We start from the raw sequence: 16712 nt of genomic DNA on the forward strand, positions 1-16712 counted from the left end.
ATCAGCACATCACCTTTGGCTTGGCTTTTGATATAAAGTGAACAATTTCATCCGCGCAGACGTAAAGCATATAACTTATTAATACAAGGCATGGAAAGACACACCTACCAGACGGGATTGATCGGCAATTGCGCCTTCCTGGCGCACGTACACCGCAACACTAACATAGAATGGCTCTGCTGGCCGCGTATGGACAGCACCTTTATCTTTGGAGGCCTGCTCGATAAGGATAAAGGCGGCCAGTTCTCCATACTGCCGGAAACAGAATATACCTCCCGGCAGTATTACATGGAAAATACCAATGTCCTCTGCACAGAGATCACCGCCGGAAACGGCAAATACCTGGTAACTGATTTTGCGCCACGCTTCTTCCAATACGACCGCTATTTTAAACCGCTCATGCTCATACGTAAGATTGAGCCACTCGAAGGCTCCCCGCGTATACGCGTGCGCTGTGAGCCGGTAAGCGATTATGGCGCCCAAAAACTGCATCCCCAGCCTGGCAGCAATCACGTAGAGTTCCTGGGCGCCGGAGAAAGATTGCGCCTTACCACCAATATTCCTGTTAATTATGTGCTGGATGAGCAATATTTCGTACTCAACGATACTAAATACCTGCTCCTCTCCTACGGCAGCCCGCTGGAAGCCGCGCTGAATGCCACCGCGGAAAACTTTCTCCGGGAAACCATCGCCTACTGGCGTACCTGGATCAAACATTCCAACATCGCCAATTTTTACCAGCCCTACGTAATACGGTCTGCCCTCACCCTTAAGATCCACCAGTACGAAGATACCGGCGCTATCATCGCCGCCAGCACCACCAGCCTCCCGGAATTCCCGGACAGTGGCCGCAACTGGGACTACCGGTATTGCTGGCTGCGGGATACCTATTATATCATCACCGCGCTAAACCATATAGGCCATTTCGAGGAAATGGAACGTTATTTTAACTATGTAACGGATATCTCCTTCTCCGGCGACTACCGCTATCAGCCGCTCTACGGCATTACCGGCCAAAAACTGCTTACAGAACAAATCCTGCCGGAGCTGAGCGGTTACCTGGGCAACCAGCCAGTACGCATCGGCAACCAGGCCTACGAACATATCCAGAATGATATCTACGGACAGGTGCTCATCTCCATGCTGCCACTGTATACAGATCACCGTTTTATCTTCTCAGAGCGTAAAGATTCCGCCTGGTGGATAGAATACCTCTTAGGCAAAATAGAGCGCACCATTGACGAAAAAGACGCCGGCATCTGGGAGTTCCGCAATTTTGCCAATATCCATTGCTACAGTAACCTGTTCCAATGGACCGGCTGTTGCGCGGCAGAGAAAATGGCCCGCACCATTGGCCATCAGCCCCTGGTGGAACGTGCCATCGCCCTCAAACAACGCGCGATCGATCATATAGAAAGCTGTTACGATCCGGAACGTAAAGTATATACCAATGCAGTAGGCAGCTCCCACCTGGATGCCAGTACGCTGCAGCTGATCAATATGTATTACCTGGATCCCGCTTCTGAAAAAGCGCGGGATCACCTGGCAGCGCTGGAGAAAGAGCTGAAAACGCCCCAGGGCCTTTTTTACCGCTACCTCCACGCGGATGATTTCGGCCGGCCCAAAACCACCTTCCTCGTCTGCGCCTTCTGGTATGTAGAAGCCCTGGCCTGCGTAGGCCGCCTGGACGATGCCATCCGCGAGTTCGAGAACCTGCTCCAGTACTCTAATCATCTCCTTCTCTTCAGTGAAGATGTAGCCGAAGAAGACGGCAGCCAATGGGGCAACTTCCCGCAGGCATACAGCCATGTAGGTTTGATGAACGCCGCATACAGGATTGCTATGAAATTGGATGTGCCGATATTTATCTAATGTGCTGATGTGCTGATGTGCTAATGTGCTAATGACGAATGCATAGCCCTTTAACGCAATATGCAGATGAACAACGGAAACAATTCCATTTATTCATCTGCATATTTTCAAATTAAACCATTCACCTCATTAGCACATTAGCATCAGCACATTAGCATTAGCACATCAGCACATCAGCACATTAGCATATCAGCACATTAGCATATCAGCACATTAGCACATCAGCACATCAGCACATTAAACCAGCGTCGCTAAAAACTGCCTCACCTCCTGGAAATTCCTCAAATAATAACGCGCCGCTGATACCTGGCTCCCTACCTTAATAGAGATCGTCTCCTCAGGCAACGCCTTAAAAATATCTTCATCCGTGTGGTCATCGCCGATAGCCATCACAAAATCATAAGGCCGGTCCTGCAGCCAGTTAATAGCTGCCCTGCCTTTATTGATCTCCACATTCTTCACTTCTATCACCTTATCGCCGGGCAACACCTGCAGCCCTTTATCATTGGTATAATAGCGCAGGTTATTCATCAGCTCATTGGCGCGCAGCTCACCCAGGCCTTGTTCCACCTTACGGTAATGCCACACCAGCGAGTAACTTTTTTCTTCAATGAATGAGCCGGGCGTACGGTCCGTATAAGTATCCAGCGTAGGGTAAATATCCTGTTTCCACTGATCATTAAGGCCCGGCAGCTTTTTCCAGCGCGCGCCTTGTTTCTTATTCCAGGCGCCATGTTCCGCAATCAGGTCCAGCTTCAGATGGCCCAGCCATTGAGATAAGGTCTCATGTTTACGCCCGCTGATCATGATCACCTCATTGGCAGGGTCTGCCGTCAGTTCCCGTAACAACTGGTACAGGTCCTGGTCTGGAGAAGCCAGATCAATATTCACGTTAAAGCCCACCAGGGTGCCGTCATAATCCAGGAAAATAGCGCGTTTCGTGGCGGATTTATACTGCCGCTGCACCTGCAGCTGCATATCCAGGCTCAGGCGGCGGGCCAGCATAGACTGCTGTATCTGCTTTACCTCCTGCAGCCGGTCCATGAAGAGTTTTACCCAGTGCGCAATATTAAATTTCGCTACCACCTGCCGCATCTGTTTCATACGGCGGTATTGCTCTGGTTTGGGCATTATCAGCGCTTCTTCTATGGCGCGGGTGATAGCGCCTATATTATTCGGGTTTACGATCAGTGCATCGATCAGCTCGCGGGATGCGCCGGCCATTTCGCTCAGGATCAGCACGCCATCGTTATGGGTGCGGCTGGCCACATACTCCTTGCTCACCAGGTTCATACCATCGCGCATAGGCGTTACCAGCCCTATGTCCGCAAAATTATACAGCGCGGATAAGGTCTCTATGGGGAATGAACGGTAAAAATAATGCACCGGGTGCCAGTTAATGGTACGGAAACGGGCATTGATACCACCTACCAGCTTATCAATCTCATCGCGCAGATCCTTGTACTGTTGTACATTATCCCGCGAAGGCACCACGATCATGTACAACACCACCTTCTCTGCATACTCCGGATGCAATTGCAGGAACAGCTCATAAGCCTCCAGGCGTTGCAGGATGCCCTTGCTGTAATCCAGCCGGTCAATGGTCAGGATCATGTCTATACCCTGGAAATTATCTTTCAGCTGTTTCAACTGCTCCTGCACTTCATGGTTGTTGCCCATAGAGGCATAGCGGTCATAGTCAATACCCATGGGGAACGTCTCTGCGATCACGGCGCGGTCATTCACCATCAGCACGTTGGCAGAGGCATTGATGGGCAGCAGGCGGGTAACGGCATTAATAAAATGCCGGCTATCATCAAAAGTATGAAAGCCCAGTAAGTCCGCCCCCAGCATACCCTCCAGCAGTTCTGCCCGCCACGGTATCAGGCGGAACAGCTCAAAGGAAGGAAAAGGTATATGCAGAAAAAATCCAATAGAAATATCCGGCATGGCCGCACGGATCATGCCCGGCAATAATAACAGCTGGTAATCATGGATCCATATTACATCGCCTGGCTCTGCTGTTTCCAGTATGATATCCCGGAACTTCTCGTTCACGCGGTAATAACAGTCCCAATGAGACTGCTCATAGCGGGCATACACCGCCATGTAATGAAATACAGGCCACAAGGTCTCGTTAGAGAATCCTTCGTAGTAATTGTTGATCTCATCCTGCGTTAAATACACAGGCTTCAGGTTCATGGCGGCCATTTCTTCTCGTATGCGCGCCTGGTCTTCTGTTGATGTAACTTCCAATCCAGGCCAGCCGATCCATACATTATTACCGTCTCTGTAAATAGAGCCCAGCCCTGTAGCCAGTCCACCCTCGCTCTGTGCCAGCGTATACGCTCCGTCCTTTTCTGTGATCCTTACGGGTAGCCTGTTCGATACAATAATGGTCTTACTCATAGTACGTTAAATGTCGTTTATCTAACAAAATCTGTTCCGCTGTATATAAAAATTCCTCACCGCAGGTAGTACCTGCCAGGTAACACGCGCTAATAGTTAAGTGCTAAATTCAAATGTCCAAGCCTGCTGCCATGGCTGGAGTTTCAATGGATACAACGAATACCGGGAATGAAGTATTTATATAATATAAGCAGCTTTAAGGCTTTCGCAAGATAAACATTCTTTATAACATAGCCGTATACGTTATACACGCAAAATGGCTTCGGTGTGGCAGCCACTACCTATATTTCGTTGAGAATGTGGAGATAATCCGCACATTCTGCGGAGCCCGCCAACCACTCATCATGTTTGTTGGTACTTTTTTTGTGGATGCATTATTTTCAAAAAAATATGAATCAATGGAACAACGGAAACTGGGTAAGTCAGCGCTAACAGTAGCGCCGCTCGCATTTGGCGGCAATGTATTCGGATGGACCGCAGACGAAAGCACTTCTTTTAAATTACTGGACGCCTTTGTAGCAGCCGGCTTCAATCTCATAGACACGGCGGATGTATATGCAAAATGGGTAAGCGGTAACAAAGGCGGAGAATCAGAGACCATTATCGGCAACTGGTTAAAACAAAATGGTAAAAGGGAGCAGGTAATAATTGCCACTAAAGTAGGCGCAGAAATGGGACCGCAACAAAAAGGCCTGTCTAAGACATATATCACCAAAGCAGTAGAAGACTCCTTACACCGCCTGCAAACAGATTATATCGATCTTTACCAGACACACTATGATGATGAAGGCACACCGGTGGAAGAAACCCTGGCCACTTATGCTGCATTGATAAACGCCGGCAAAATACGCGTGATAGGCGCCTCTAACATGAGCCCTGAGCGTTTGCAGCTTTCTTTACATAACAGCGAACAATATGGTTATCCCCGGTACGAAACATTACAACCGGAATATAACCTGTATGACCGCAAGAAATTCGAAACTTCTTATGCTCCTATCTGCCTGGAACACGAGCTGGGCGTGATCCCCTACTACTCGCTGGCCAGCGGTTTCCTGAGTGGTAAGTATCGTTCCAAAGCAGATCTTTCCAAAAGCCCCCGCGGACAAAAAGCGGTTAGTTATCTCGATGAAAGAGGCCTGCGCATCCTGGCAGCGCTGGATGATGTTGCTGCGCGTTATAACACAAACCCCGCCGGCGTAGCTATTGCCTGGCTGGTACAAAGACCGGGTATCACTGCGCCCATTGTAAGCGCTACGAGTGTGGAGCAATTGGAAGCATTAACAAAAGCGGTAACATTGGGACTGGATGCGGCCGCCCTGCAACAGCTGGAAGAGGCGAGCGCGTATTAAAACTTTATCACCGTCTTCCCCTTACTCCTCGCAGCACGGCTTTGCGCAATGGCTCCGCCCGTTTCCTCCGGTGAAATGATATTATCCAACGGCACTTTTATCTGCCCTTTATCAATCAGCTGTGTAAGCTGCGCCAGCGATGCCGGCGTGCCTTTTGTCTCAAAATTGCCGCCGTGGATCTGCCGCTCCTGCAAAAAATGTTTATCCGCCACAAATGCCGTGGTGAGCGCTGCGCCCCCCTGTTTCACCAGCCCAACAGCCGCTTCAAAATCTGCTTTATTGCTGATCACATCTATCAAACCATCTATCCCCTCCGGAAAAGCCTGTTTTACCTGTTCCACTACAGGGGCTTGCTTATAGTTGATCGTAGTGGCAGCGCCTAACTCCTGCATACGGGTAGCGCCTTCTTCACTGCTCACAGTGGCTATTACTTGCAATCCCTGCAAAGCGGCCAGTTGTACCACAAACGAGCCCACGCCGCCGGTAGCGCCTATCACCAGCAATGTTTGTCCTTTCTGTAACCCCAGTTTCTCCAGCAGCTGCAACCCGGTCATACCGGCATTGCCAGCGCCTGCGGCTGTTTCCAGCGGAATGGATGTGGGTGCATGATTAATGGCCGCATCTTCCGGTACGATCGCATACTCCGCATAAGAGCCTTCTCCCGCAGGGCTATGAAAAAAGATACCATAGATCTTATCCCCTTTCTTAAAGCGGGTCACGCCTTCACCGGTTTCCATCACTGTACCGGCGCCTTCTACGCCCATGATCAGCGGAAATTGATGCGGCATATGCCCATCCAGGATCCCGTCTGCCAGTTTCCAGTCAAAAGGGTTTATACCGGCGGCGGCTACACGTACCAGTACCGTGCCGGGACGCAGTTGCGGCTGCGGCAGGTCCATTACTTCAGGTGCGGCTTTAAATGCCGAAACAGCGATGGCTTTCATACTATCCGTTTTAAGTGGCTAAAGATAATTACTTTCGTTATAAAATGCTGTATCCATGCGTCCTGTAAAAATAGCTACCGCCCAATTCGAGCACCGCAGCGGCGATAAATCCGCTAACCTGCATACCATCCGCACAATGGCAGCAACAGCCGCAAACGCAGGGGCCGATGTGATCGCTTTTCACGAATGTTCCATTACCGGCTATACCTTTGCCCGCGATCTGTCTAAAGCACAAATGCTGGACCTGGCGGAGTTCATCCCGCACGGCCCCAGTATACAGGCACTGCAGGCCATCGCCGCGGATACCGGCATTACCGTGCTCGCAGGACTATTTGAGAAAGATGCGGATGATAAACTATACAAAGCCTATGTATGCGTAGATAAAAACGGCCTGCTGGCCAAATACCGCAAACTGCACCCCTTCATCAACCCGCATTTAACACCGGGCGACGCCTACGTGGTGTTTGAGCTGCATGGCTGGAAATGCGGTATCCTCATTTGTTATGACAACAACATCATCGAAAATGTAAGGGCCACTGCCCTGCTGGGCGCAGACATCATTTTTATGCCGCATGTGACCATGTGCACGCCTTCTACCCGGCCAGGCGCTGGCTTTGTAGACCCACAGCTATGGGAGCGCCGGGAAACAGATCCTACCTCCCTCCGCCTCGAATTCGATGGCATGAAAGGCAGGTCATGGCTCATGAAATGGCTGCCGGCCCGGGCATATGATAACGGCATTTACGCCATCTTCTCCAATGCAATTGGTATGGATGATGATCAGCTTAAGAATGGCTGCTCCATGATCCTGGACCCGTTTGGAGATATTGTGGCAGAATGCCGGGCGCTGGGAAATGATATCGCCATCGCCACCTGCACGCCGGAAAAATTAACACAATCTGGCGGTTACCGCTACCGGAAAGCCCGCCGCCCGGACTTATATGCAGATATCATCGGCCAACCGCACCAGGCGGAACAGAAAGTAGTCTGGATGACTACTGATGATCGATCTTAGGGATCTCTAAACGCTGCGATTTATAAATACCGCTATGCCCGCTAAAATAATACGCCGTAAAACATGCCACCGCAAAATACAACGCATTCGTTGACCCAAACAACTCTATGCCCATCAACGTACAGGCAAGCGGCGTATTGGTAGCGCCGGCAAATACGGCTATAAATCCCAGGCCTGCAAACAAATCCACTGGGGCGCCCAGCCACACCGCCAGCGTATTGCCCAGCGCCGCGCCTATGAAGAACAGCGGGGTCACCTCTCCCCCCTTAAATCCCATGCCCAGCGTAATAGCGGTGAACAACAGCTTCCACAACCAGCTCCAGGTATCTGCACCGCCCAGGTGGAAAGCGTTTACAATGCTTACGCCATGAGGATACTGACTATCCACGCCCAGGCCCAGGTAATCGCGGGTGCCCAGCGCATAGGTAAAGGCAATAACGATACAACCGCCTGCTACCGGTATCAGGTACGCGGGTTTTATCCAAAGCTGCGCATAACGCTTAATAAGATGCATGGTATGGGCAAACGCAAAACTCGCCAGCCCAAAAGCTATCCCCGCCAGGATCACTTTGGGCAGCAGCTCCGGGTGCAGGTTCATATGCAGGAAAGATAACCAGGGCGCGCCGCTGCCATAAGGGAAATTGATAACATAATGCGTATGGGTAATACCCCAGGCGCTGCATACCGCGTTGGAAAACACGGCTGCCATCAGGCAGGGCAGCAGCGCATCATACCGGATAACGCCTATCGCCAGCACTTCCAGCGCAAACACCGTCCCGGCCAGCGGAGTGCCAAACACTGCCCCAAAACCGCCGGCTATACCCGTCATCAGCAATATGCGGAGGTCCTTATCCGTTAGCTTTAACCAGCGCGCCACCATATGCGCCATACTGCCCCCTATCTGTACCGCCGTGCCTTCCCGTCCGGCAGAGCCGCCAAACAGATGCGTGATCACCGTGGTGATCAGCACCAGCGGCGCCATACGCGCCGGTATACCGCCGCCGGGCTGGTGGATCTCGTCCATGATCAGGTTATTGCCCGCCTCCGCGTTTTTGCCCAGCTTTTTATACAGCCAGTAAATACCCAAACCGGCCAGCGGCAGCAACCACAACAGCCAGCCATTACGCCAGCGCAGATGCGTGGCCTGCTCCAGCAGCCAAAGGAATAACGCCACTAGCGTGCCCGTGATCAGGGATACCGGTATAACAAGTAAGGTCCAGCGGATTAAATGATAAGCGATGGCAAATTGTTCTACGGAAGTTCTCAGTTTTTTGATCATAGTCCTACAAATGTTTTTTGCAGAGCACTGGGAAATGCTCCATTACTATTTGTAGGCGCCATCAGTACCCGTGTTATTGGGACGGTTCTTGTGCAGGAAGACACCATTTCCTGGTTTTGATGGAACAAATGTAGAAATAAATAATAAAAACTGCAACACACGATAGCATGTCATATAACTGTCTTTTAAAATAACTTAATCTTTCATGTTTCATTATACTGTTGCTAACTTTTACATTTGTTCCACCCTAAACGTTATTATCCATGACAAGCAAAGTTGATTCGTCCCGCATCGCTGCGCCCAAGGTTACCATGCCTGCCGGCGGAGGAGCGCTGCGGGGGATCAGTGAGCCGTTCAAAGCGCAGGCATTCACCGGCTCCGGCGCATTTTCTATCCCTTTTCCGTTACCGGATGCAAGAGGTTTTTCGCCAACCATCAATTTAACATACAGCTCCGGCGCCGGCAATGGCTTGTTTGGCCTCGGTTTCTCCCTCAGCTTTGATTCAGTGGTGCGCAAAACAAGCACCGGCATACCGCATTACGATCATACAGATGTATTTATACTGGGCAGCGCGGGCGATCTGCTCGAAAAATATGATCACACAGAAAATGGCTGGGTAAGATCCGCTTATACATATACAGATAGTGATACCACCTGGAATATCACCGCCTGGCGCCCCCGTCTGGAAGCCGCATTTGCCATCATCGAGCATTGGGTAGATGCAGCTACCTTATTAAGCCATTGGAAAGTGGTCACGGCTGATAATAAGACCAGCTTATACGGTATCTCCAGTAACGGCCGCATCTACGATCCGCAGCGCCCGCAGCAGATATTTGAATGGCTGATAGAATGCAGTTATGATGCCTATGGCAATAAGATCCTGTATAATTACAAACCAGGCGATACCACCGGCATTCCGGGTACCAGCTATAACACGGGCAGGGATTTCAGCTCCCAGCGTTATCCGGACACGATCCGGTATGGTAACTATACCACGCAGGAGGATGATACCACCCAGGAACATTTTGCTTTCGAACTGATCTTTGACTACGGCCAGCTCAATAAAGATGATCCGGATGCGCCGCCCTCCGCATGGACAGCCCGCCCGGACCCGTTCAGCACCTATAAAAGCGGTTTCGAGATCCGCACCGCCAGGCTTTGTCAGGGTATTTATCTCCGGCATCATTTTACCCTCGAAAATGAGGGACAGCCTTTCACCACCACCGCATTGCTGCCTGAATATGATCTTTCCGGTCTCTCCGGTTTTGCTATGATCAAACAGGTCATCAACCGCGGGTATAAGACCCGGCCCGGACAACCCCTGTGGATCGCAGATACGCCGCCAACCGTGTTAAGCTACCAGGACTTCACGCCCCTGGCCGCTGCCTGGCAATTGCTGGAGGCAGATGCGCCAGGATACCTGGATGCAAATGGTTTTATCCCGGTAGACCTGGAAGGCATCGGTATGGATGGCCTGTTATACAGCACCCCCGCATTTACCGCTTACCTGGCGCCATTGGGCAACGGCAAATATGCGCCCATGCGGGTATTACAAGACTTTCCCGTGTTCCGTGATCTGCAGACCGCACCGGTGAGCCTTACCTCCCTGGAGGGCAACAGTGTACTGGACCTGGTAGTGAACAATGGCGGGATCAATGGCTATTTTGAAAACGGCGGACTAAACGATTGGTTGCCCTTCCGGCCTTTTAACAGCTTCCCGGTGGAATACCTGTCCCCGGAAAAGGAAACAACAGACCTGAGTGGCGCCGGCCGGCACGATCTGTTATTTGCAGACAACCGCCAGTTAAAATTTTACCCATCCTACGGCAAAGCAGGTTTTGGAGCAGCAGCGGTAGCATATACGCCCGCCCGCTTTCCGCCAACAGGGCCTGCCGGCCAGGAGCAACTAACCGGCTTTGCAGATTTCCTGGGCGATGGTTTATCTCATCGTTTCCGGCTTTGTAACGGCAGCCTCACCGTGTGGCCCTGCCTGGGACACGGCCATTTTGGCGATGCCATTACACTGGCCAATGCCCCCTTGATAGACGGCCTGTTTGATGCGGCCCGCCTCTTCCTCATCGATGCGGACGGCAGCGGGGCCACAGACATTGTATATTGTTACCCGGGTTATGCCCGCATATGGTTTAACCAGAACGGCAACGCCTTCAGCGATCCGGTGGATCTCCCCTTCCCCGCCAGCTATTCCAATATTACATCCATCACCGCGGGCGATGTATCCGGTTACGGTACTGCCTCGTTGATCTTTACCACTGCAGATCCGGAGCTCAAACATTTTTACTACGATTTCAGCAATAAAAAGAAACCTTACCTACTGCAATCCGTTGATAACGGTACCGGCGGTTTATCTGCGCTAACATATACCACCTCCGTCCTTGAACTGCTGCGCGACAAACAGGCAGGATACCACTGGGCCACGCGTTTACCCATGCCCGTTAGTGTGGTGTCTGAAACCACCGCTACAGACCAGCTCACCGGCGCCATATACACGCAGCGGTTCAGGTACCATGATGGCTATTTCGATCCGGTAGAGCGTGAGTTCCGCGGATTTGGTTTTGTGGAAACATGGGATACGGATACCTTCGCCTCCTTCCAGGCCGCAGCAGCCACAGATGCAAAACGGGCCCGCTTACTGGAAGAACAGCTATGGGCGCCGCCTGTATACACGCGTACCTGGTTCATTACCGGCGCTTATGAACAAACGCCGGAGATCTGCGCGCAATACCAAACCCAGTTCTATAAAGGAGATACCCAACAATGGACTATCCCCGCATTTGAGCTGGATGCGCCGCTTCATCAACAAGACGCCGCTGCCATACGGCAGGCTTACGCGGCCATGGCAGGAACGCCTGTACGTACAGAGGTCTATGCAGACGATGATACTGCGCTGGCGCATGAACCATATACGGTATCCATGTCAACCCTGCTCGTTAGCCTGGTGCAACCCCGCATCAATAGCCGCTATTGCAGCCTGATGACAACAACAGTCAATGCGTTAAACTACACCTATGACCGTAACCCGGCAGACCCGCTCATCGGGCAGCATCTCACCCTCGCTACAGATCAGTACGGGAACCCATTACTGAGCACAGATATCAGCTTTCCCCGCCGGAATGTGCCAGGCGCTATTATTTACCCGGAACAACAACAATGGCGCATCCTCATCAGTGATGCTGCTTATATCAATACCATCAGTACAACCGGTTATCCTGCGGATACCTGGCAGCATATTGGCCTCAACTGGCAAACCCGCACATACGAAACAGGCGGTATCACCACGCCGGACAATGCGCCATTTACAAGGGCAGATCTGCTGCAACAGGTCCTCGCCGCCCTGCAAAACCCGGTTGTACCCACAGCCGCCCCTCCCCTGCAGCCATGGTCCCGCTTACTCAGCTGGGATCGTAGCGTGTACTGGAATAATGATGGCACAACAACGCTAGCTTATGGCGAAACAAATGCGCTATCCCTCCTGCATCATCAAGAAACTGCTGCCCTCAGCCCGGATCAGGTAACCCGCTCCTTCGGAGATAAGGTCGGTAACACCATCCTGGCCAATGACTGCGGCTACGTATTCGAAGACGGTTATTGGTGGAACTATGGCCTCATGCAATCTTATAACTGGAGCAGCCGGCAGTTTTACCAGCCATCCGTCACCAGGCCTGCTATCGCCACCATCTACACGCAGGAAGTATTGGATGACAGCGGCTTTAATGGTAACACCACCGTTAGCTACGATCCTTATTACCTGTCCGTTATCCAAACAGCGGAATTCATTACCGCTGAAATAACGGTGAGCACATATTTCCAGTATGACTACCACGTCATGCAGCCCTGGCGCAATATAGACGCCAATCAAACGGTGTCAGAACTGTTGTACGACCCGCTGGGCCAGGTGATCGTATCTACCGTATACGGTGAAATAAACGGCCAAAAAGCCGGCGACCTCCCACTGGACCAATACGTACTGCAACCAAACGCCACATTTAACGATATAATAGCCAACCCGGCCAAATACCTGCAGGGCGCCACCATCTTTTACTATTATGATCTCGCTGCCTGGCTACTGCGCAATCAGCCGGTAAACGCTATCAGCCTCACACGCAACCTGCATGTGCAGGCGCTCGGACTAACAGGCAACGAGCCCCTTATACCCATCAGCATCGCCTACAGCAATGGCCTGGGCGGGCTAATGCAATCCAAAGACAAAACAACACCCGGCACAGCGCCCGGTGACCGCTGGCTGGTAAGCGGTTATACAGTCTATAACAATAAGGGCATGCCAGTGGAGCAATACGAGCCCTATTTTAGCGATACACCAGATTTTGAAGACCAGCAGGAGATCATTGACCAGGAACTGATTCCGCCGCCCACGGTCACCTTTTACGATCCCATGGACCGTGTGATCCGCCTCAACTCTCCCAAAGGTTTTTTCTCAAAAACAGTATACGGATCCTGGGAAACAAACGCCTGGGATTTCAACGATACCATGCCGGATTCCACGTATTACCAGTGGTTCCTGGCCAACTATCCCCAGGATCCTGCGCCCTGGCAGGTGGCTGAATTAAACGCCCTTAACGCCGCCCTGCCCTGTTATAATACGCCGGAAACATCCGTGCTGGACAACCAGGGCAACACCATCCGCACCATTACCCGCAACCTGGGCGCTATAACATCTACGGCTATCCCGGAATCCGTAGCCGCCCCCATGACGCAGCAGGATACCTGGAATGCATTGCTGAATGCCGGTTACCTGGCTAAAAAACAAACGGAGGATACCGCCGCCTGGGTAACGCCGGCATTCCAGCCCTACCAGCCAGGGTTTCACCAGCATTTCTTAACGCAATTCCCGGATAACGGCGCCCGTCTCGAAGATTATCTAACCCAAACCTGTTTAACAGCTATGGCCGTATATGATCTCCAGGGACAACAGCTCTCCAATACAGATCCGCGCCTCTTCCTGGCCATGGTACGGGAAAACACGCCCTATTTTAACTTCCGCAGCGAATACGCCATGGACGGACAAGTGCTGCAATCAGACAGCGCAGACGCAGGCCTGCGCTGGTCCCTGCAGAATATAGCCGGCAATGCGGCCGTCTCCTGGGACAGCCGCGGGTTCGTTTCCCAAAATAAATATGATAACCTGCAGCGCCCCCTGGGTATGTATGTAAGCGGTGGCGATCAGTCAACGCCGTTAGCCAACTGGGTACAGCGTATGGTGTATGGAGAAACGGCCCCCAACGCGGCCGGCCTTAACCTGGTGGGAAAACCCTGGAAAGAGTATGACGATGCCGGCCTCACAGTGATCAACAGCTATGGCCTGGCTGGTAAGCCGCTACAGGTAAACACATACCTCCGCCCTGATTATAAAACAACCGCTAACTGGACAGCCCAGGCGCAACAGGATATCATAAACGAGCCTGTATTTACCCGCAGCACCGCCTGCAACGTAACCGGACAGGTAATCTGGGAAACGCAGCCCGATGGCAGCCAGCTGGCATATGAATACAACATCAACAGCGCTTTGCAGGCCAGCAAGCAAAAAATTGCCAACCCTGCCGTCACCGCAGATCCGCAATGGCAAACCGTGATCAGCAATATTGAATATAACGCCGCAGGCCAACGCCTCTCTGCTATCAACGGTAACGGGGTCATTACCCGGCACGCCTATGATCCGCTCACACAACTGCTCCGGCGTACATATGCCACCAGCAATATAACCGGGCAACCGGAAGTGTTGCAGGATGTTGGCTATACCTACGATCCGGTGGGGCATACCATCACCGCTACCAATAACAATGCGGAGACCGTATTCAACAACAACCAGCAAATAGACCCGGTCAGCACCTACACCTATGACCCGCTGTACCGGATCATCAGCGCAACAGGACGTACCCTGCCGGGGCTCAGGCAAAATACAACAGGTAGTACCACTGATCTGCAAAACCTGGAAAACTATACCCAGCTATTCGCGTATGATCTTGGCAATAACCTGGTCTTAAAACGCCAGGTAGCAACCAGCGCCAGCTGGAGCCAGGTAATGACCATCGCCGCCGGCAGCAACCGGCTCAACACCATGTACGCCGGCAACGCGGCCAGCCAGCCCTCATTCACCTATGATGCAAACGGCAACATGCTGGTACTACAGCCCGGCAGTACAGCGCAGATCAGCTGGAATTACGCCAATTACATGGCTGCCGTGGTAAACATCTCCCGTAATGTAACCAACCCGCAAACAGGCGAAAACATGGCCCTGGATGATGCGGAATATTACCAGTACGATATCAATGGGAACCGCGTAAGGAAAATAACAGAACAGATGGCCAACGGCGGCACACAAATTTTATACACAGAAAAGATCTACCTGGGCAGCTACCAACGGCAACGCAGCTGGACCGCCCCGGTAAATACAACTACCAGCACACCCATTACGCCGGATTCGGAAAAACACACGCTGGTAGTAAATGATGGAGACGCCGCTGTGCTCATCACACATCTCTGGACCATCCCCCCGCCCATACAAACAGTAATCGCCGCGGGCGATGTGTGCTACCGCTACCAGCTCTGCGATCCCCTCAATTCCGTCAGGATCGAAGTGAACGAGGCCGCCGGTCTGTTCACTTATGAAGAGTATTACGTGTACGGTGGAACGGCCTACATGCTAAGCAGGAACCAGCTGGATGCAGATACCAAGGAACTGCGCTTCTGCGGAAAAGAACGGGACAATACAACAGGCTTATACTATTACGGCGCGCGGTATTACGCGGACTGGCTGGCGCGCTGGATGTCCCCGGACCCGGCAGGCCCCGTAGACGGGTTTAATTTATACGAGTATGCTGGCGGCAACCCGGTGAATTATAACGATCCCACGGGCATGAACAGAACCCGTGTTCAGCCGCCCCGTGCGGTCAAAACGCAGTTAAAGAATGTGGCCAGAACTGCTGCAAAAAGCGGTAAAGGCAGAAAAGCGCCAAAAGCAGCCAAACTGACCTTAGGCCGCGCTCCTAAAGCCAACAGGAAGAAAGTGGTGAGGAAGGTGGTAACCAATCAGTCTCAGCTTACCGGCAACGCAAAAAAAGAACGTACAAAGCCCTATCCGTCAGAAGCAGATCCGCTCACAGCAGCGGCTAATAAAAGGTATGTCACTTCTACGAGCAGCGGCGTTATTGCCCTGCTAAAAGTAAACGGGCTGGCCATACAGGCCGGCGAAAACGGAAGGGCGGCAGAACACCTGGATTTTTATAACATCGGCACCAGCAACCAGCGGGGTACTAAAGATAACCCGCATGCGGAAGACTGGGCTACATCCTCCCTGCAGAATAATGCCGGCAGTTACGGCAAGCCGTTCACAACCTTCCTTAAAGACATCGGCGTGCCCAATAGCAGCAACAATACTGCCCAGGGTGGTAAAAACGTATTCAGCCTCCGTATCAACTATTCCCCCTGCCTGGGATGTGTAAATACCATTAAGAATTTTAAAGATGATATGGAACAGGAATTAGGGGAGTCCATCGTCTTACGGGTAAAATTCCTGCGGCCATATGATCTTCCGGTTACGCTTCAGGACGCCTCCAAAGACAAATTCCAGAATTTTAAAAGCTCCGTGGAGGAACTGGAAGCCGCCGGTATTCCGGTAAGGATCCAGACAAAACAATCCGCCCAGAAAATGGCGCCCACGGAAGACCTCACCAGCCAGGGTGATTTTGGAACAGGGACCATCAGCAGGCTGGATCCGGTTTTATATAAACGCCTCATGCAGGACTGGAAAACAAAAGGAGTCAATAGGACATAAAAAACAGCCACCGTATATAACAAGCACTTATCA

7 protein-coding genes and 1 riboswitch are annotated in these 16712 nt (G+C 51.8%); of the genes, 4 read left to right on the top strand and 3 right to left on the bottom strand.

Features of this window, described 5'->3' with window-relative positions; translation table 11 throughout:
* The first annotated feature begins 90 nt into the window (after positions 1–90).
* The gene (locus F0L74_RS20355; RefSeq protein ID WP_149839757.1) at positions 91–1872 is read left to right on the top strand and encodes a glycoside hydrolase family 15 protein; all 1782 of its coding nucleotides are present in this window, start codon (positions 91–93) and stop codon (positions 1870–1872) included.
* Positions 1873–2109: 237 nt separating this feature from the next.
* On the opposite strand, the gene F0L74_RS20360 is transcribed toward F0L74_RS20355, so the two are convergent.
* Complete coding sequence (locus tag F0L74_RS20360; RefSeq protein ID WP_149839758.1) at positions 2110–4281, bottom strand: bifunctional alpha,alpha-trehalose-phosphate synthase (UDP-forming)/trehalose-phosphatase; 2172 nt, start codon at positions 4279–4281, stop codon at positions 2110–2112.
* Positions 4282–4679: 398 nt separating this feature from the next.
* Here F0L74_RS20360 and F0L74_RS20365 point away from each other — a divergent pair, with 398 nt between their 5' ends.
* Positions 4680–5630, top strand: a complete 951-nt coding sequence (locus F0L74_RS20365; RefSeq protein WP_149839759.1) for an aldo/keto reductase — start codon at positions 4680–4682, stop codon at positions 5628–5630.
* Here the strand turns inward: F0L74_RS20365 and F0L74_RS20370 are convergent.
* A complete protein-coding gene (locus tag F0L74_RS20370; RefSeq protein WP_149839760.1) occupies positions 5627–6574 on the bottom strand; it encodes an NADP-dependent oxidoreductase in 948 nt (315 codons plus the stop codon). The two genes, F0L74_RS20365 and F0L74_RS20370, sit on opposite strands and share 4 nt — an antisense overlap.
* Positions 6575–6629: 55 nt before the next feature.
* Here F0L74_RS20370 and F0L74_RS20375 point away from each other — a divergent pair, with 55 nt between their 5' ends.
* A complete protein-coding gene (locus F0L74_RS20375) occupies positions 6630–7589 on the top strand; it encodes a nitrilase family protein (RefSeq protein WP_149839761.1) in 960 nt (319 codons plus the stop codon).
* Here F0L74_RS20375 and F0L74_RS20380 read toward each other — a convergent pair.
* Positions 7570–8868 (bottom strand): voltage-gated chloride channel family protein, encoded by a 1299-nt coding sequence (locus F0L74_RS20380; RefSeq protein WP_149839762.1) that lies wholly within the window; start codon positions 8866–8868, stop codon positions 7570–7572. The genes F0L74_RS20375 and F0L74_RS20380 overlap by 20 nt on opposite strands.
* Positions 8869–8913: 45 nt before the next feature.
* Positions 8914–8988, bottom strand: a riboswitch (Fluoride riboswitch).
* 143 nt (positions 8989–9131) lie between these two features.
* Between F0L74_RS20380 and F0L74_RS20385 the strand changes: the two genes are divergently transcribed.
* A complete protein-coding gene (locus F0L74_RS20385; RefSeq protein WP_149839763.1) occupies positions 9132–16679 on the top strand; it encodes a SpvB/TcaC N-terminal domain-containing protein in 7548 nt (2515 codons plus the stop codon).
* Positions 16680–16712: the final 33 nt, after the last annotated feature.

Origin of the sequence: Chitinophaga agrisoli, from assembly GCF_008386695.1 — a bacterium.
Classification (GTDB): domain Bacteria; phylum Bacteroidota; class Bacteroidia; order Chitinophagales; family Chitinophagaceae; genus Chitinophaga; species Chitinophaga agrisoli.

Bases quoted from the DNA above. Each gene is read 5' to 3' on its own strand.
- F0L74_RS20355 (WP_149839757.1), top strand. From the start codon at position 91: ATGGAAAGACACACCTACCAGACGGGATTGATCGGCAATTGCGCCTTC.
- F0L74_RS20360 (WP_149839758.1), bottom strand. From the start codon at position 4,281: ATGAGTAAGACCATTATTGTATCGAACAGGCTACCCGTAAGGATCACA.
- F0L74_RS20365 (WP_149839759.1), top strand. From the start codon at position 4,680: ATGGAACAACGGAAACTGGGTAAGTCAGCGCTAACAGTAGCGCCGCTC.
- F0L74_RS20370 (WP_149839760.1), bottom strand. From the start codon at position 6,574: ATGAAAGCCATCGCTGTTTCGGCATTTAAAGCCGCACCTGAAGTAATG.
- F0L74_RS20375 (WP_149839761.1), top strand. From the start codon at position 6,630: ATGCGTCCTGTAAAAATAGCTACCGCCCAATTCGAGCACCGCAGCGGC.
- F0L74_RS20380 (WP_149839762.1), bottom strand. From the start codon at position 8,868: ATGATCAAAAAACTGAGAACTTCCGTAGAACAATTTGCCATCGCTTAT.
- F0L74_RS20385 (WP_149839763.1), top strand. From the start codon at position 9,132: ATGACAAGCAAAGTTGATTCGTCCCGCATCGCTGCGCCCAAGGTTACC.